The sequence below is a fragment of the Bradyrhizobium lablabi genome (genome assembly GCF_001440475.1).
Taxonomy (GTDB): Bacteria; Pseudomonadota; Alphaproteobacteria; order Rhizobiales; family Xanthobacteraceae; genus Bradyrhizobium; species Bradyrhizobium lablabi.
In genome coordinates this window covers 1-15,356 of record NZ_LLYB01000125.1, presented here as the reverse complement: position 1 = coordinate 15,356, position 15,356 = coordinate 1, and the positions used below count along the sequence as shown (strand labels likewise).

19 protein-coding genes and 1 pseudogene are annotated in these 15,356 nt (G+C 63.8%); 6 read left to right on the top strand and 14 right to left on the bottom strand.

Annotated elements, in window-relative coordinates; genetic code table 11:
* Positions 1 to 41: 41 nt before the first annotated feature.
* On the top strand, positions 42 to 1,394 hold the full coding sequence (locus CQ14_RS35490) for a histidine kinase (protein WP_057862398.1): 1,353 nt from the start codon (positions 42 to 44) through the stop codon (positions 1,392 to 1,394).
* Positions 1,395 to 1,580: 186 nt separating this feature from the next.
* Here the strand turns inward: CQ14_RS35490 and CQ14_RS35485 are convergent, their stop codons facing one another.
* The 9 genes from CQ14_RS35485 to coxB all read right to left on the bottom strand — a co-directional run bounded on the left by CQ14_RS35485 (position 1,581) and on the right by coxB (position 8,908).
* Positions 1,581 to 1,934 carry a nuclear transport factor 2 family protein gene (locus tag CQ14_RS35485; protein ID WP_245320769.1) on the bottom strand — a complete coding sequence of 118 codons (354 nt, stop codon included), beginning with the start codon at positions 1,932 to 1,934 and terminating at the stop codon, positions 1,581 to 1,583.
* A gap of 211 nt (positions 1,935 to 2,145) precedes the next feature.
* Entirely contained in the window at positions 2,146 to 2,913 is a 768-nt protein-coding gene (locus CQ14_RS35480; RefSeq protein WP_057862396.1) for an SURF1 family protein, read from the bottom strand.
* Entirely contained in the window at positions 2,910 to 3,299 is a 390-nt protein-coding gene (locus CQ14_RS35475) for a DUF983 domain-containing protein (protein ID WP_057862395.1), read from the bottom strand. Before CQ14_RS35475 ends, CQ14_RS35480 begins: the two co-directional genes overlap by 4 nt.
* 203 nt (positions 3,300 to 3,502) lie before the next feature.
* The gene (locus CQ14_RS35470; RefSeq protein ID WP_057862394.1) at positions 3,503 to 4,393 is read right to left on the bottom strand and encodes a cytochrome c oxidase subunit 3; all 891 of its coding nucleotides are present in this window, start codon (positions 4,391 to 4,393) and stop codon (positions 3,503 to 3,505) included.
* A gap of 120 nt (positions 4,394 to 4,513) precedes the next feature.
* Positions 4,514 to 5,158, bottom strand: coding sequence for a cytochrome c oxidase assembly protein (locus CQ14_RS35465; protein ID WP_057862393.1), 645 nt, complete (start codon positions 5,156 to 5,158; stop codon positions 4,514 to 4,516).
* 5 nt (positions 5,159 to 5,163) lie between these two features.
* The gene (locus CQ14_RS35460) at positions 5,164 to 5,328 is read right to left on the bottom strand and encodes a hypothetical protein (RefSeq protein WP_057862392.1); all 165 of its coding nucleotides are present in this window, start codon (positions 5,326 to 5,328) and stop codon (positions 5,164 to 5,166) included.
* Between the two features lie 18 nt (positions 5,329 to 5,346).
* Positions 5,347 to 6,309, bottom strand: a complete 963-nt coding sequence (locus CQ14_RS35455; RefSeq protein WP_057862391.1) for a heme o synthase — start codon at positions 6,307 to 6,309, stop codon at positions 5,347 to 5,349.
* Between the two features lie 59 nt (positions 6,310 to 6,368).
* Positions 6,369 to 7,988, bottom strand: coding sequence for a cytochrome c oxidase subunit I (gene ctaD / locus CQ14_RS35450; RefSeq protein ID WP_057862390.1), 1,620 nt, complete (start codon positions 7,986 to 7,988; stop codon positions 6,369 to 6,371).
* A gap of 83 nt (positions 7,989 to 8,071) precedes the next feature.
* Positions 8,072 to 8,908 carry a cytochrome c oxidase subunit II gene (gene coxB, locus CQ14_RS35445; RefSeq protein ID WP_057862389.1) on the bottom strand — a complete coding sequence of 279 codons (837 nt, stop codon included), beginning with the start codon at positions 8,906 to 8,908 and terminating at the stop codon, positions 8,072 to 8,074.
* A 511-nt stretch (positions 8,909 to 9,419) separates the two neighbouring features.
* On the opposite strand from coxB, the gene CQ14_RS35440 reads away from it, so the two are divergent.
* On the top strand, positions 9,420 to 9,959 hold the full coding sequence (locus tag CQ14_RS35440) for an invasion associated locus B family protein (RefSeq protein WP_057862388.1): 540 nt from the start codon (positions 9,420 to 9,422) through the stop codon (positions 9,957 to 9,959).
* A 20-nt stretch (positions 9,960 to 9,979) separates the two neighbouring features.
* Here the strand turns inward: CQ14_RS35440 and CQ14_RS35435 are convergent, their stop codons facing one another.
* The 4 genes and pseudogenes from CQ14_RS35435 to CQ14_RS35425 form a co-directional block, all read right to left on the bottom strand.
* A complete protein-coding gene (locus CQ14_RS35435) occupies positions 9,980 to 10,585 on the bottom strand; it encodes a TlpA family protein disulfide reductase (protein WP_057862387.1) in 606 nt (201 codons plus the stop codon).
* Between the two features lie 16 nt (positions 10,586 to 10,601).
* A complete protein-coding gene (locus CQ14_RS35430; RefSeq protein WP_057862386.1) occupies positions 10,602 to 11,105 on the bottom strand; it encodes a DsrE family protein in 504 nt (167 codons plus the stop codon).
* 72 nt (positions 11,106 to 11,177) lie between these two features.
* Positions 11,178 to 11,225 (bottom strand): annotated as a pseudogene (locus CQ14_RS47735) (hypothetical protein); the annotation flags it as partial.
* A gap of 1 nt (position 11,226) precedes the next feature.
* A partial coding sequence (locus tag CQ14_RS35425; protein WP_245320767.1) for a DoxX family protein occupies positions 11,227 to 11,502 on the bottom strand: 276 nt, incomplete at its 3' end.
* 136 nt (positions 11,503 to 11,638) lie between these two features.
* On the opposite strand from CQ14_RS35425, the gene CQ14_RS35420 reads away from it, so the two are divergent.
* Entirely contained in the window at positions 11,639 to 12,052 is a 414-nt protein-coding gene (locus CQ14_RS35420) for a winged helix-turn-helix transcriptional regulator (protein ID WP_057862384.1), read from the top strand.
* A gap of 33 nt (positions 12,053 to 12,085) precedes the next feature.
* Here the strand turns inward: CQ14_RS35420 and CQ14_RS35415 are convergent, their stop codons facing one another.
* Complete coding sequence (locus CQ14_RS35415) at positions 12,086 to 12,580, bottom strand: GNAT family N-acetyltransferase (RefSeq protein ID WP_057862383.1); 495 nt, start codon at positions 12,578 to 12,580, stop codon at positions 12,086 to 12,088.
* Between the two features lie 88 nt (positions 12,581 to 12,668).
* On the opposite strand from CQ14_RS35415, the gene tldD reads away from it, so the two are divergent.
* The 3 genes from tldD to CQ14_RS35400 all read left to right on the top strand — a co-directional run bounded on the left by tldD (position 12,669) and on the right by CQ14_RS35400 (position 15,311).
* The gene (tldD, locus tag CQ14_RS35410) at positions 12,669 to 14,093 is read left to right on the top strand and encodes a metalloprotease TldD (protein ID WP_057862382.1); all 1,425 of its coding nucleotides are present in this window, start codon (positions 12,669 to 12,671) and stop codon (positions 14,091 to 14,093) included.
* Positions 14,093 to 14,863 (top strand): signal peptidase I, encoded by a 771-nt coding sequence (lepB, locus tag CQ14_RS35405; RefSeq protein WP_057862381.1) that lies wholly within the window; start codon positions 14,093 to 14,095, stop codon positions 14,861 to 14,863. The genes tldD and lepB overlap by 1 nt, the downstream gene beginning before the upstream one ends.
* A 106-nt stretch (positions 14,864 to 14,969) precedes the next feature.
* The gene (locus CQ14_RS35400) at positions 14,970 to 15,311 is read left to right on the top strand and encodes an MmcQ/YjbR family DNA-binding protein (protein WP_057862593.1); all 342 of its coding nucleotides are present in this window, start codon (positions 14,970 to 14,972) and stop codon (positions 15,309 to 15,311) included.
* The last annotated feature ends 45 nt before the right edge of the window (positions 15,312 to 15,356 follow it).

Below are 15,356 nucleotides of genomic sequence, written 5' to 3'. Positions count from 1 at the left end.
AAAAGAGAAATCTTGGGTTGCGGGAACTTAGAATAACGAAAATGTGGGAAAGACTTTCTCTACGAACGCGGTTGCTGCTGCCGCTCGGCCTGACATTCGTGGCCGCGCTGCTGGCCGGAGCGGTTTCGCTCCAGATCTTCGCCACGGCGCAACTTATAGAGGAAACCGAGCCGGCCGCTCGCTCGGCCAGAGCCGTCGCGGCCGCACTCAACGGCGCCCTTCGCACCTCGGCCAATCCGCAAGAAACGCTCGATGCCTTCGTGCAATCGCTGGGCGCCTCCGAAACCATCCGCTTTCGCGGCCTCGGAACCGGTCCCGATGCTCCTCCTCCGGAGGCGCAGCCCCCCCTGGAAAGGGTGCCCGGCTGGTTCATCCGCCTGCTCGTCATACCGGAATTCAGGGCCGCCTTCCCGGTGACGATCGAGGGCAAGCAGGTCGGCAACATCGTGTTTACACCCGACATGTCTGCCGACATCTACGAGAAATGGATCGGATTTCTGGCGATCGCATGCTCGGGATTTGGCCTGATGCTGCTGACGGGGGTCATTGCCCACTTCACCGCGCGCTCCGCCCAGAGACCGCTGCAAAATCTCGGCGACGGCCTGACCCGCATGCGAACGGGCGCTTACGATCAGCTCATAACCCCATCCGGCCCGCCCGAGATCCGCAGGAGCGCGCAGGAAGCCAACGAACTCGCCCGCACCCTGCATCGCCTCAGCCAGGATAATCGCAGCCTGCTGCGCCGGATCGTATCGCTGCAGGATGACGAGCGACAGGACATGGCGCGCGAGCTTCACGACGAGCTCGGCCCACTGTTGTTCGGGATCCGCGCCAACACGGTGGCGCTGCTGGAATCGATTCCGTCCGGCGAGGCCGAGTTGAGGGGCGCGGCCGAGGGAATCCTGCAGTCGGTCGAAACATTGCAGCAGGCGAACCGCCGCATCCTCGACCGGCTGCGGCCACTCTACATTCAGGAGCTTGGCCTGGAGCGGAGCATCCAGACGCTGTTGCAGAATGCGAAGGCGCAGGCGCCCGATCTCAAGGTGACCTCCGAGATCGATGCCACGCTGAACGAAGTCGACGGCCTGCTGTCGCAGACGGTCTACCGCGTGATCCAGGAGGCGGTGACAAACGTGCTTCGCCACGCCAAAGCGAATGCAATGCACGTCGCAACGAGAATCACCGATCGCGAAGTGATCGTGGAAATCTTCGACGACGGCATCGGCTTTCCGGTGGATCGGATGTTCGGCCGCGGATTGACCGGAATGCTGGAGCGTGTACGGGCGCTGAGCGGGACGCTCGAACTCTTGCGCGAGGCAGGACGCACCTGCGTTCGTTGCCGGCTTCCGGCAGGCGACGCCGCTTCCAATGCGCGCGGCGCAAAGCAAGCCTGACCGGACTTTCCAGTCAGGCTCGCTTCAGTTCGGTGCGCTGTAAACAGAGGAACGAGAACTTGGGCGTGATGACGTTTCTTCGAATTGTCATCACGCCCTAGCCCTTTGATTTGAGCATGATCTCCGCGTAAACGCGTTCGCGTTTGTCGCGAGGGAAAACCGGTACCCACTTTTCCGGATCATGCTCTAGCCGGCATAGTCCTGCATGCAAGCCGCGCGCTGCTGCGACTCCGCCACCGGCATGCAATGGGTCGCCCGAATTTTTCCGTCTCGCGTGAAGCTGAAGGCGATGCGCACCGGCTCACCTTCGTGACTGAGATAGTCGAGGACGACGCCCTCGGCGGTCGGCGTAATTTCTTCCAGCCCGAAGGCAGTCGGTGCGAGCTTGTCCAGGCGCGGCCGCCAGTAGGCCTCCAGTTCGGCGCGGCCTTCGCTGACCTTGGCCTCGCCGCACTGGCATTTGAGCATCGCGTCGTCGGCATGGAGATCGAGCAATGTCGCCAGGTCGCGATTCCGGCATGCATCCAGCCAGTCGACCACCAGGCCTAGTTCATCGAAATCCTCAGCCAAATTCGCAATCCCACCCACGTCGCCATAGCTGCCGGGTGCCGACGCGGGCGATGGCGTATGACGATCGTCATGAATAGATACTGAACGACCCATTGTCCGATACTCTCACTGTGGAACCGCAACGATTGTGCTGAACAAACGTTCCGACAGGCTAGACCGGTACACTACGGGGGGTTGGCTATCAGGCGCGGCGCTGGCCACGCCACCACACACCGAAGGCAATGACGACTGCGAACGCCAGCGTGAACCAGGTGATGGCGTATTGCAGGTGATCGTCCTTGAGATGCACGGAGAGCGGCCCAGGCTTCGGGATTCCGTTTTCCGGCACGGGCGTTTCCAGATCGATGTAAAACGGCGCGACGGCCTTGCCGCTCTCGCCCCAGCCCAACGTGCGCGCCATCGCGAGATGATCGCGGGTGAACCACAGTCGTTTTGCAACGCTCTCCGCCGGCGTCAGCGCGCCCGCGTTTTCGGGAAAGCGGATGTAGCCGGTGAGCTCCGCAGGATCACCGGTGATCAACCGGCGCACGGCGCGATCCTGCTGATTGCGATCCTGCATCGTGTTCTGGACGAAGCCGGCATTCACCACGATGGTGTTGCCGTCGGCCAGTTGCACCGGCAGGAAAGCCCAGGTGCCGGGGCCCGAGACGTCGTCACGAACCGCAGAGCCGGCACTGTAGACCATCGCGTCCGGCAAGGGCGCGTAGGTCGCGGTGAAGCTGACGCGGCGGAATTCATCCCTGGCCGGGGTCAGCGAAGGCCATTGCGCCGCAGCCGGCAGGGCTTCGGGCGCGGCCGCCAGGCGCTCGTTGAGCCGTGCGATCAGCGCGTGCTTCTCGACGCGGCGCTGCAATTGCCAGATGCCAAGCCCGCTGAAGGCCGTCACCATCAGCAGCGTGAAGATAGCAAAGCCGGCCACCGCCGGCCGCCGTGACGACAACGCGCTCATTTCGGCTCGCGGTCGATCAGCCGGCCGGGCGCGGCCTTATGATGGAATTGCAGCGCGATCAGAAGCGACTTCATCGAGCGCAGCGGCAGCAGCGTGGTTGCCGCGATCAGCGGCAGCCAGAGCGCCGCATGCAGCCAGAACGGCGGCTGATATTTGACCTCCACGATCAGCGCGGCGGTGACGACGATGGCGCCCGCCAGCATGATGATGAAGATCGCAGGCCCGTCGCCGGCATCGATGAAGGCATAGTCGAGCCCGCATGATTCGCAATTCGGGCGCAGGTCGAGGAATCCCGCATAGAGCTTGCCCTTGCCGCAACGCGGGCAGCGGCAGGCGATGCCGCGGAGTGCGCTCTGGGTGAGCGTGGGTGATTGGTCAGGCGTCATACTCGTTCCTTCCCCTCTCCCCTTGTGGGAAAGGGTGGATCGAATGAGCGGAAGCTCATTCGAGACGGGTGAGGGGTCTGCGTCCGCGGAAAGAACCCCTCATCCACCTTGCCTTCGGCAAGGCACCTTTTCCCACAAGGGGAGAAGGGAAGAAAGAAAAAGGGCGGCCTTCCGACCGCCCCTTCTAGCACGTCAAATCTGTATCAGTGCCCGGCGACCGGCCCTGCGCCGCGGAACCAGACATAGATGCAGATGAACAGGAACAGCCACACCACGTCGACGAAGTGCCAGTACCAGGCGGCGAACTCGAAGCCGAGATGCTGCTTCGGCGTGAAGTGGCCGGCATAGGCGCGGAACAGGCAGACCAACAGGAACACGGTGCCGACCAGCACATGGAAGCCGTGGAAGCCGGTCGCCATGAAGAAGGTCGCGCCGTAGATGTTGCCGGAGAAGCCGAACGTGGCGTGGGCGTACTCATAGGCTTGCACGGCGGTGAAGGTGGCGCCGAGCAGCACGGTGAGGATCAGGCCGTACTTCAGGCCCTGACGGTCGTTCTCCAGCAGCGCGTGGTGCGCCCAGGTGACTGTCGTGCCCGAGGTCAGCAGCAACAACGTGTTGAGCAGCGGCAGATGCCAGGGGTCGAAGGTCTCGATGCCCTTGGGCGGCCAGGTGCCCGGCACGCTGCAGGCGCCCATCGCCGTGCCCGGGCCGCAGCCGAACACCGCATCGCGAGTGGCGTGGACCGCATCCGCCGGGAACAGCGCGGAATTGAAGAACGCCCAGAACCAGGCGACGAAGAACATCACCTCGGAGGCGATGAACAGAATCATGCCGTAGCGGTGGCTGATCTGCACCACGCGGGTGTGGTCGCCCTTGTACTGGGCTTCGCGGATCACGTCGCCCCACCAGCTCGCCATGGTGTAGAGCACGCCGATGGTGCCGACGCCGAAGATGACCGGGGCCGCAGCGGTCATGTGATGCATCCAGGTGATCGCACCCACCGCCATGATGAAGGCCGAGATCGAGCCGACGACCGGCCACGGGCTCGGATCGACGAGGTGGTAGTCGTGGTGCTTCGCGTGCGCCGTAGCCATTGCGGTCTCTCCGTTAGATGTGCCGTTCCCTTCGGCACATATTCGTCTCAAATTTCAAAGCCGACATTCCCCAAAGATACGGAAGCCGGCGGTCACAGGTTTCTCGTCACAAGCTTCCCATCACAAGCTTCCCTTGCGCTTGTCGCCTTCGCCGGCCGCCACAGGCTTCGGCGCCGGATCGCGCACGGGATAGAAGGTGTAGGATAGCGTGATGGTGTTCAGGCCGTCGTTCTCGCTGTCCTTGGCCAGCGCCGGATCGACGTAGAACACCACGGGCATTTCGCGCTTCTCGCCCGGACCCATGGTCTGTTCGGTGAAGCAGAAGCAGTTGATCTTCTGGAAATAGGCGCCGACGGTCAGCGGCGCGACGTTGTAGGCGGCGACGCCTGCGGTGGTGCGCGCGGCCTGGTTGGTCACGGTGTAGAAGACGGTAACGACCTCGCCGATCCGGACCTCGATCTCGTTCTGCTCGGGCTCGAACTTCCAGGGCAGGCCGGGGCCGACATTGGCGTCGAACCGCACGGCAATCTTGCGGGCAAGCGGTCCCTCCGCCGGCGCCGAAGTCGCGACCTGGGTGGTGCCGTTGAAGCCGGTGGCGCGGCAGAACCAGTCGTAGAAGGGGACGGCGGCGTAGGAGGCGCCGACCATGAACACCACGACAAATCCGCAGATCGACGCCACCACCGCGTCGCGCGTCAGGGTACGGCGCGAGGCGATCTTTTCGCCTTCCGCCCCGCCCTCGCTGATCTGCGGCTCGTTCTGCATCTCAATCACATCGGCCGGACGAGAACCGCCGGCCCCTTGACCATGGTGACTGCGAAGAACAGCACGACGAGGACGCCGAGCGCGAGCGCAATGGCGATCGAGCGGTGACGGCGGCTTCTTTTCTGCGCCTCGGTGAGGATGATTCCATCTGGCTGCTGCTTGTCGTCCATGGGCTCGCCATACGCCCCCTACCCGAACAACAAAGGCATGACGGCGCGGATCGCCGGTGCGACCGCGCGAACGACGACCTCGAGCAGCAGGGTCGCAAACAACGCGAACAGATAAAGGATCGAGAAGGCAAACAGCCGGCGCGTCGCGCGCACCGCTTGCTTGCCCTCGCGGCGGCGGTAGACCTCGATGGCCAGCCACATCATGCCGGCGCCGAGCACCAGCGAGACGACGCCGTAGACCGCATCGAAATAGCCAAGCGGCCAGGGCGCGAAAGCAGTCGCAACCAGCACGACGGTGTAAAGCAGTATCTGCAGGCGCGTCGCGTCGGGACCGGCGACGACGGGCAGCATCGGCACGCCGGCACGGGCGTAGTCGTCGGAACGGAACAACGCCAGCGCCCAGAAATGCGGCGGCGTCCAGAAGAAGATGATCAGGAACAGGAGCACCGGCTCCATCGACAGCGAGCCGGTGGCCGCGGCCCACGCCACCACAGGCGGCAGCGCGCCGGCGGCGCCGCCGATCACGATGTTCTGCGCGGTCCAGCGCTTCAGCAACATGGTGTAGATCACGACATAGAAGAAGATCGTGAACGCCAACAGCGCGCCCGCCAGCCAGTTGACGAGGACGCCGAGCGTCATCACCGAGAAGAACGACAGCGTCAGGCCGAACGCCATCGCTTCGCCCGCCGTGATGCGGCCGCGCGGGATCGGCCGGTTCGCGGTGCGCGACATCTTGGCATCGATGTCGCCTTCCAGGGCCATGTTCAGCGCGCCCGAGGCGCCGGCCCCGACCGCGATGCAGAGGATCGAGGTGAACGCCAGGATCGGATGGACGTAGCCGGGCGCGATCACGAGGCCGACCAGCGCGGTGAAGATCACGAGTGACATCACCCGCGGCTTCAACAGCGCGATGTAGTCGCCGACTTCCGCCTCGGAGACCCGAGGCCGAACATCGATGGCGTTATGGTCGACTACCGACAAGATTTATCTCGCTTCATCAAAGCCGCGGCGCGCAACGGACGCGCGCCGCGAATAAGTGTTTACTGTACGCGCGGCAGCACTTCGAACTGGTGGAAGGGCGGCGGTGACGTCAGCGTCCATTCCAGCGTGGTGGCACCCGCACCCCACGGATTGGCTTCCGCCACCCGCTTCTTCGCGAAGGCATCGACCACGCCGTAGATGAAGATCAGCACGCCGAAGCCCGAAATGTAGGAGCCGACCGAGGACACCAGGTTCCAGCCCGCGAACGCGTCCGGATAGTCGACATAGCGGCGCGGCATGCCCGACAGGCCGAGGAAGTGCTGCGGGAAGAACACCAGGTTGACGCCGATGAAGGTGACCCAGAAGTGCGCCTTGCCGATGGCTTCCGAATACATGTAGCCCGACATCTTCGGGAACCAGTAGTACCAGCCGGCGAAGATCGCGAACACGGCGCCGAGCGACAGCACGTAGTGGAAGTGCGCGACGACGTAGTAGGTTTCCTGCAGCACGCGGTCGACGCCGGCATTGGCCAGCACGACGCCGGTGACGCCACCGAGCGTGAACAGGAAGATGAAACCGATCGCCCACAGCATCGGCGTCTTGAACTCGATCGAGCCGCCCCACATCGTGGCGATCCACGAGAAGATCTTCACGCCGGTCGGCACCGCGATCACCATGGTGGCGGCGACGAAATAGGCCTGCGTCGCCGACGACATGCCCACCGTGTACATGTGGTGCGCCCACACCACGAAGCCGATGCCGCCGATCGCGACCATGGCGTAGGCCATGCCGAGATAGCCGAACACGGGCTTGCGGGAGAAGGTCGAGACGATCTGGCTGATCATGCCGAAGCCGGGCAGGATCAGGATGTACACTTCGGGGTGACCGAAGAACCAGAACAGATGCTGGAACAGCAGCGGATCGCCGCCGCCGTCGGCGGAGAAGAAGGTGGTGCCGAAATTACGGTCGGTGAGCAGCATGGTGATGGCGCCGGCGAGCACCGGCAGCGACAGCAGGAGCAGGAACACCGTCACCAGGATCGACCACACGAACAGCGGCATCTTGTGCAGGGTCATGCCCGGCGCGCGCATGTTGAAGATCGTGGTGATGAAGTTGATGGCGCCGAGAATCGACGAGGCGCCGGCCAGATGCAGCGAGAGGATCGCGAAGTCCACCGCCGGTCCCGGATGGCCCGAGGTCGACAGCGGCGCGTAGATCGTCCAGCCCGCACCGACACCGTTGGCGCCCGGCTCGCCCTCGACGAAGGTCGACATCAACAGCAGCGCGAAGGAGGCCGGCAGCAGCCAGAACGAGATGTTGTTCATGCGCGGAAACGCCATGTCGGGCGCGCCGATCATCAGCGGCACGAACCAGTTGCCGAAGCCGCCGATCATCGCCGGCATCACCATGAAGAAGATCATGATCAGGCCGTGCGAGGTCACGAACACATTGTAGGTATGGGATTCGTGGAAGAACTGGACGCCGGGATACATCAGCTCGATGCGGATCGCGATCGACATCGCAGCCCCGATGATGCCCGCGCAGATCGCGAAGATAAGGTACATCGTGCCGATGTCCTTATGGTTCGTCGAATAGACCCAGCGCCGCCATCCGGTCGGATTGGCATGCGCATGGTCGTCATGGGCGTGATCGTGATGTGTCGCAGCGGTCGTTGCCATTTTGAAATCCTGCCTTGCAGTCCCTTTTCGGACCTTGTTCAGGTCCCGTCGCCCTTGTCCCTTGCTTGGCCTTCGGCCGCGCCTTACTGCGCGGCCTGGCCACCAGCCGAGGCGAACGTGTTCGCCGGGTTGGTCGCATACTTCTTCTTCGCCGCCTCAACCCAGGAAGCAAATTCCTGGTCAGTCACCACCCTGACCGCGATCGGCATGAAGGCGTGATCCTTGCCACACAGCTCGGAGCACTGGCCGTAATACATGCCGACCTTGGTCGCCTTGAACCAGGTCTCGTTGAGCCGGCCGGGGATCGAGTCGATCTTGATGCCGAACGAAGGCACGGCGAACGCGTGGATCACGTCGGCGCCGGTGGTCTGGACCCGGATCACCTTGTTGACCGGCACCACCATCTCGTTGTCGACGCCGAGCAGGCGCGGCTGCTTGTCCTGCGCCAGCAGCGAATCGAACTCGAACTTGCCGTTATCCGGGTAGGCGTAGCTCCAGTACCACTGCTTGCCGGTGACCTTCACCGTGAGGTCGGCCTTGGGAATGTCGAGCTGCAGGAACAGCAGGCGGAACGACGGCACCGCGATACCGACCAGGATCAGCACCGGGATCAGCGTCCAGGCCACCTCGATCAGCGTGTTGTGGGTGGTCTTGGAGGGAACCGGATTGGTCTTGGCGTTGAACTTGACCACCACGATGACCAGGAGCGCCAGCACGAACAGGGTGATCAGCGTGATCAGCACCAGCAGCAAATTATGGAAGCTGATGATGCTTTCCATCACAGGGGTCGCGGCTTCCTGCAGCGTGATTTCCCACGGCTTGGGCTGTGCCGCAAACGCCGACCCACCGGCGACGAGCGTCATGCCCGCTACCGCAAACCCCAGCAACCGCCGGCCCATCTGGCCACTCGACATCTTCATGCCGCTCGCGCTCCCTTAGAAAAAATCCCCAAAGCATTCCCACCGGATGGCCGGGAATGCCGCACGATCCGCCCTCACAAACGGCCTACCGGAGGTACGGTACCTCGGGCCAGATCGTTAGAACGCGTCGAAATCCAGCCTCTCAAACCATAATTCTAAGGCTCTCGCAATGCAGTAGTGGGGCGCAAAGCCATGCGTCACCTGCTATTCGCCGGATGCCGGATTTTCCAGCTAAATCAGCAAAAACCCGCCGTTTCGCAAGCCCGCGCCGCTTGACAGCCGGATTGCCCGATGTACGCACAGATACGGCGATCCTGGACGACCTGATTCGCGTGGGCCCGGCCCAGTCCTTGACGGCGTGGCAAGTCCTTGACGGCGTGGATTGGCTCTCGGCTGCCTTTAAGGCGCCGTCATTGCGTATCAGTCCGGATGAACCCAGTTACAATGTGTGCTGCCAGCTAGGGCCGGAAACGTTACCGGCCGCTGCCGGAAACCAAGAGGATCGACCCGGATGGGGCGCTCAAAACATCAGGCAGGATTTGACCTGGAACCGGCCCGCCGCTGGCTCGGCGGCCTGCTCGCCGCGGCTCTCCTGCTCGGCCTGACCCAGGCGGCGAGCGCGCAAGGCGCGGTGCGGTCAGTCCATGGCGACTGGCAGATCCGCTGCGACACCCCACCGGGCGCCCAGGGCGAGCAATGCGCGCTGATCCAGAGCGTGGTCGCCGAGGACCGTTCCAACGCCGGCCTCACCGTGATCGTGCTGAAAACCGCCGACCAGAAGAGCAAGCTGATGCGGGTGGTCGCTCCCCTCGGCGTGCTGCTGCCCTCCGGCCTCGGCCTGAAACTCGACAACCAGGACGTCGGCCGCGCCGGTTTTGTCAGATGCCTGCCCAACGGCTGCGTGGCGGAAGTCGTAATGGACGAAAAACTGCTCGGGCAGTTCCGGACCGCCAAGACCGCGACTTTTATTATTTTTGAGACGCCCGAAGAGGGCATCGGCTTCCCGCTCAGCCTGAACGGGCTCGGCGAGGGATATGACAAGCTTCCGTAGGGGCGAGCCGCCAGCTCTGTTCAACCGGCGCTGGCGTAATAATCGAGCAACCGGCGCGCCTCCGTGGAGAGCCAGTCCGCTTCCCCGCTGATATAGCCTTCGACCTGCCCGGTGACGCCGATCAGGAAGGTGATCGGCATGGCGTACAGCGCGAACGGCGTGTCGGCCTGCCCGCTTGCGCCGGCTCTTGCCACGAGGCCATCAGGATCGAGCCCGATCGCGAGGCGGCGAAGCTTCAGCCCTTTCACAAACGGCGCAACGACGGATCGGTCGCGATCCGTCGCCACGGCGATCACCTCAAAATCCCTGCGGTCGCTCGCCGCCAGCCGGTCCAGCATCGGCAGTTCGGTCCGGCAGGCGGGGCACCAGGTCGCCCAGAAATTGACGAGCACCACCTTGCCTCGCAGGGACGTCAAATCGATCGCGCCGCCGGAGAGACGCGGAATCGGTACTGACGGGACCGGCCTTGCGCCGCGAAGCTGGATGAACTGATGCCGGACGGTTGCGAATGGCGGCGGGCCCGCGGCTTGGGCGCGATTGGATGCGGCCGACATAGCGACTGAGGCGCCAGCGCCGAGCAGCCCTGCAACGACGGTGCGACGCGTTATTCCGCGATGTGGCGTCATGGCTGATGTCCGCTTGTCATGACCGGATGTAGGACCAGCCGGCTTCCTGTAGTTCGATGATGCGCCCGGGCCCGCTCGGTACGAGATCGACATTGTCGATCAGCGTGACCGGACGGCCCTCCTGGCGCTCCATGCCGAGCTTGGTTGCCTCGCAGACCACGAATCGGATGTTCGAATTGACCGCCCTCAATACGCGCAGCATGTCTTTCACCGGAGAGGTATCGGCGCGCAACATGTGAACGCCGGCATTATAGGCGACGACCTCGATCGTGAACGCTTCGTTCCGTTCCTGATAGTATTTCGGAAGGTTCAGCGAGGTCGAGATCAAGGCCCGCATGGTCGTGGGATCGTCGGTATTGATCGGCAGCACCAGCCGATGCACCGGTGGCGGAGCGGGCTTCGCCACCGGTTTCGAGACGGCGGAGCCCGGATCCGTCAGCAGCAGGGTCACGCCCAGCGGCACGACGAAGGTCAGTGCCAACCCGACCCATTTTGCAGTTTGGCGGAACGACGGGCGCATTGCCGCAGGCTCAAAAGGCTTTGGCGACGGAGGCAATCTCCTCACGCTGCGAGTAGGCAACGAGCGCGTTCNCCAGCAGGACAATTGCCGGGATAGGCGATCCGCCGATGACGAACAGGTNGATCACGGCGCCGATCATAATGCATATCAACAGCAGCGCACCGAAGGCCGCCTTCCGCGGAAGCAGCAGCAGGATTGCGCCTGCGACCTCAAGGCCGCCAGTCAAATAGCGAAACCCCTGCCCGAGCCCGATGTGATGAAACTCTTCCACCATCATCGGCACGCCGTAGAGTTTTGCGCCCCCGGCCCCCAGAAAGGCCAGCGCCAGCAATCCCCTGACAATCCACACGGCAATATGGGTCCAACGGCGCCCGGCAGGCATAGCAACGTCCGACATCGAAAACTCCCGAAAGTTGAGAAACGGCCCCCCAGCCGCGAATGCGCCCGGGGCGTTTGAGGCGCCCCAAGGCTTTCAAAACCAAAATTCGGTACTAAGATGAAATTGACAAGTAGGATGGATTTTCTGGTGTAGTATGAAAAAGCAGACTAATGGGCCCGACCACGCCGATTGCACCGCTGCGCCGCAGCTTCAGCGCGCGCTTCGGGTGCTCTCCGGCAAGTGGAAGGGCGAAATCCTGTGGCAGCTCGTCGGCGGCAAGCGACGCTTCGGCGAATTGCGGCGCGCCATTCCCGACGTGACGCAGCACATGCTGACCACCCAATTGCGCGATCTCGAAAACGAGGGTCTCGTGAAGCGCACGGTGTTTCCCGAAGTGCCGCCGCGCGTCGAATACGAGATGACGCCTGCGGCGAGGGACTTAAGACCCGTGTTCGACGAGCTGTCGCGCTGGGCCAATGCGCATGGCAGGCTGGAGCCCGCTTCGCCTGTTGCGGACGACGACGCCGATGGCCGACGCGCCGGTTCATCCGACCGCCCCGCGCGATAAGAGCATGAGAAGAAGCCGCGAAGGCGCCGGCTGCTAGAACAGCAGCCCCATCAGGACCAGGTTTTCGTAACCGCCATCGACCAGAATGCGGTTACGCTGCAGCCCTTCGACTGCAAAACCGAATTTCTTGTAGAGCTCGATCGCGCCCGTATTGCTCTCCCGAACCGTCAGCTCGACCCGCCGCAGTCCAAACTCCCGCGCCGCGCCGAGCGTCTGCCGGATCAAACGCCCGCCCAGTCCCTGCCGCCGGAATTCCGGCAGCAGTGCGACCCCGAGAACGCCGACATGGGCGTAGATCGGCCTTGGGTTGGGCACGACGTCGCACCAGCCGATAACCCGGCCGGCCGAAATCGCGACCAGTTGCGGATAGCCATGCGCGATATTGTCGAGAACGAAGGCCCGCGTCGCTTCGAACGGCGGGGCTTCCAGAAACGCGAGATAGCGCCGCTCCCGCGCGACCAAGTCGAGGGCCCCGTGAAAGCTTTCGATATGGTCTTGGGTTATCGGAACAATTTCGACTGAAGCCATCGTCTCGGCAACGTGTTGATCCCGCCCCTCGCGGAATGGCGGGGAAACAACTATCTTGGATGCGCCCCACCGACAACGGACTGATTTGATGACCAATCCCGCTACAACCTCCCTCCTTGACCGCGCCAATCTTGATCGCGATGCCGTCCGGCGCGAGATCACGAGGGGCCTCCAGGGAGCCGACGACGGCGAGCTGTTCCTGGAATATGGCCAGACCGAAGCGCTCGGTTTCGACAATGGGCGCTTGAAGCAGGCGACCTATGACACCAGCCAGGGTTTTGGCCTTCGCGCGGTGAAGGACGACGCCGTCGGTTACGCGCATTCCTCCGATGTCTCGTTGCCAGCGCTGATCCGCGCGGCGGATGCGGTCGCGGCCGTACGCGGCGGCTACAGCGGCAATTTTGCCGCAGCACCTGCGCATACCAACGTCCGGCTCTATGGCGACGAGAATCCGCTGGATGCGCCGGGCTTCGAGGCCAAGGTGAAGCTGCTGGCCGAGATCGACGCCTACGTCCGCGACAAGGATCCGCGGGTGCGGCAGGCCTCCATCAGCCTGGGCGCCACCTGGCAGGTGGTGGAAATCCTGCGGCCTGACGGCGAGAGCTATCGCGACATCCGCCCGCTCGTTCGCGTCAATATTTCTGTCGTCGCAGGCCAGGGCGACCGGCAGGAGAGCGGCAGCAAGGGCTATGGCGGCCGCGAGGGCTATGCGCGCTTCATCGAGACCAAGGCATGGCGCGAGGCGGCCGACGGCGCGATCCGCGAGGCGCTGGTCAATCTGGAATCGGTCCCCGCCCCCGCCGGCGAAATGGACGTTGTGCTGGGCGCCGGCTGGCCCGGCGTGATGCTGCATGAGGCTGTCGGTCACGGCCTCGAAGGCGACTTCAACCGCAAGCAGACCTCGGCCTTTGCCGGGCTGATGGGCAAGCAGGTCGCGGCCAAGGGCGTCACCGTGGTCGACGACGGCACCATGGCCTCGCGGCGCGGTTCGCTCTCCATCGATGACGAGGGCACGCCGACCAATCGCACCGTACTGATCGAGGACGGCATCCTGGTCGGCTACATGCAGGACCGCCAGAACGCGCGGCTGATGAACATGAAGCCGACCGGCAACGGCCGCCGCCAGAGCTACGCCCATGTGCCGATGCCGCGCATGACCAACACCTACATGCTGGCCGGCGAGCGCGATCCCGCTGAAATCATCGCGTCGGTGAAGAACGGCGTCTTTGCCGCCAATTTCGGCGGCGGCCAGGTCGACATCACCTCCGGCAAATACGTGTTCCAGTGCACCGAGGCCTACAAGATCGAGAACGGCAAGCTCGGCGCGCCCTTGAAGGGCGCGATGCTGATCGGCAACGGGCCGACTGACCTGCACAGGATCACCATGGTCGGCAACGATCTCGCGCTCGATACCGGCATCGGCACCTGCGGCAAGAACGGCCAGGGCGTGCCTGTCGGCGTCGGCCAGCCGACGCTGCGGATGGAACGGATCACGGTCGGAGGAACGGGTTAGTGAGCGAACAGAAGCAAGCATCACCGGCCAAGCCGTTCAGCTGGCGCGCGCAGGCCGTGCAGCTCGCGGCGATCGTCGCCGTCGTGTTCGTTGCCAAGGGCGCGGTCGCCGAACAGTTTTACGTGCCGTCCGGCTCGATGGAGCCGACGCTCCTGATCGGCGACATGCTGCTGGCGTCGAAATATCCCTACGGATATGGCGCAGCGTCATTGCCGATCCAGGTCACGCTCCCCGAGACCGGACGCGTGTTCGGCGACACGCCCAAGCGCGGCGACGTCGTCGTGTTCCGCTGGCCGGGCGACCGCTCGCAGGCCTGGGTCAAGCGCGTGGTCGGATTGCCGGGCGACCGCATCCAGTTGCGGCAGGGCCAGCTCTTCATCAACGACCGCGCGGCAACGCTGAAGGCTGATGGCGTAGGCGCGGCCGAAGACGAAAACGGCAACAGCGAGCGCGCCTACCGCTACATCGAGACGCTGCCGAACGGCGTCAGCCACGCGATCTTCAAGGTGCGCGACAATGCAAGGCTCGACAACACGCCCGAGGTGACGGTGCCGCCGGGCCAACTGTTCGTGCTCGGCGATAACAGGGACAATTCCGCCGACAGCCGCGTCGCGGTGCGCGACGGCGGCGTGGGATTGTTGCCGATCGACAATCTGATCGGCCGCGCCGATGCGGTGGTCGGCTCCTGGGACCTCGGCATGCGCAGCCAGCCGGTGTGGACCTGGCTGTCGGGTTTCCGGCTGGCGCGGTTTTTCACCTCCGTGCAGTGAGGCCGACGTAGCCCGGATGGAGCGAAGCGCAATCCGGGAAACTGCATCCGCCACGAAAGCTGTCCCGGATTTCGCTTCGCTCCATCCGGGCTACATTCTTCGCCAAATGACCTTCGACGACGTCAGAAAGATCGCGCTTCGCTGGCCTGAGGTCGAGGACGGCACCTCCTACGGCACGCCGGCCCTCAAGGTGCGCAAGAAGATGCTGGTGCGGCTGAAGGAGGATGGCGACAGCCTGGTTATGCCAGGCGTGCCGAAGGACGAGCGTGAGATGCTGGTGGAAAGCCGGCCGAAGACATTTTACTTCACCGATCACTACCGCGATTATCCGATGGTGCTGATCCGCCTGTCGAAGGCGAAGAGCGCCACCGTCGAGCCGTTCCTGCGCCGGCACTGGCGCACGCTGGCATCGAAGAAGGCGGTGAAGGAATTCGACGCGAATTCGTAGCAACCATTAAGCGCTGAGCGGTGTTTCGGTCCAGGGGGTGCCGCG

Coding starts and splice junctions, on each gene's coding strand:
- CQ14_RS35490 (WP_057862398.1), top strand. CDS start 42: ATGTGGGAAAGACTTTCTCTACGAACGCGGTTGCTGCTGCCGCTCGGC.
- CQ14_RS35480 (WP_057862396.1), bottom strand. CDS start 2,913: ATGAGCGCGTTGTCGTCACGGCGGCCGGCGGTGGCCGGCTTTGCTATC.
- CQ14_RS35475 (WP_057862395.1), bottom strand. CDS start 3,299: ATGACGCCTGACCAATCACCCACGCTCACCCAGAGCGCACTCCGCGGC.
- CQ14_RS35470 (WP_057862394.1), bottom strand. CDS start 4,393: ATGGCTACGGCGCACGCGAAGCACCACGACTACCACCTCGTCGATCCG.
- CQ14_RS35465 (WP_057862393.1), bottom strand. CDS start 5,158: ATGCAGAACGAGCCGCAGATCAGCGAGGGCGGGGCGGAAGGCGAAAAG.
- CQ14_RS35460 (WP_057862392.1), bottom strand. CDS start 5,328: ATGGACGACAAGCAGCAGCCAGATGGAATCATCCTCACCGAGGCGCAG.
- ctaD (WP_057862390.1), bottom strand. CDS start 7,988: ATGGCAACGACCGCTGCGACACATCACGATCACGCCCATGACGACCAT.
- coxB (WP_057862389.1), bottom strand. CDS start 8,908: ATGAAGATGTCGAGTGGCCAGATGGGCCGGCGGTTGCTGGGGTTTGCG.
- CQ14_RS35440 (WP_057862388.1), top strand. CDS start 9,420: ATGGGGCGCTCAAAACATCAGGCAGGATTTGACCTGGAACCGGCCCGC.
- CQ14_RS35435 (WP_057862387.1), bottom strand. CDS start 10,585: ATGACGCCACATCGCGGAATAACGCGTCGCACCGTCGTTGCAGGGCTG.
- CQ14_RS35430 (WP_057862386.1), bottom strand. CDS start 11,105: ATGCGCCCGTCGTTCCGCCAAACTGCAAAATGGGTCGGGTTGGCACTG.
- CQ14_RS35420 (WP_057862384.1), top strand. CDS start 11,639: ATGAAAAAGCAGACTAATGGGCCCGACCACGCCGATTGCACCGCTGCG.
- CQ14_RS35415 (WP_057862383.1), bottom strand. CDS start 12,580: ATGGCTTCAGTCGAAATTGTTCCGATAACCCAAGACCATATCGAAAGC.
- tldD (WP_057862382.1), top strand. CDS start 12,669: ATGACCAATCCCGCTACAACCTCCCTCCTTGACCGCGCCAATCTTGAT.
- CQ14_RS35400 (WP_057862593.1), top strand. CDS start 14,970: ATGACCTTCGACGACGTCAGAAAGATCGCGCTTCGCTGGCCTGAGGTC.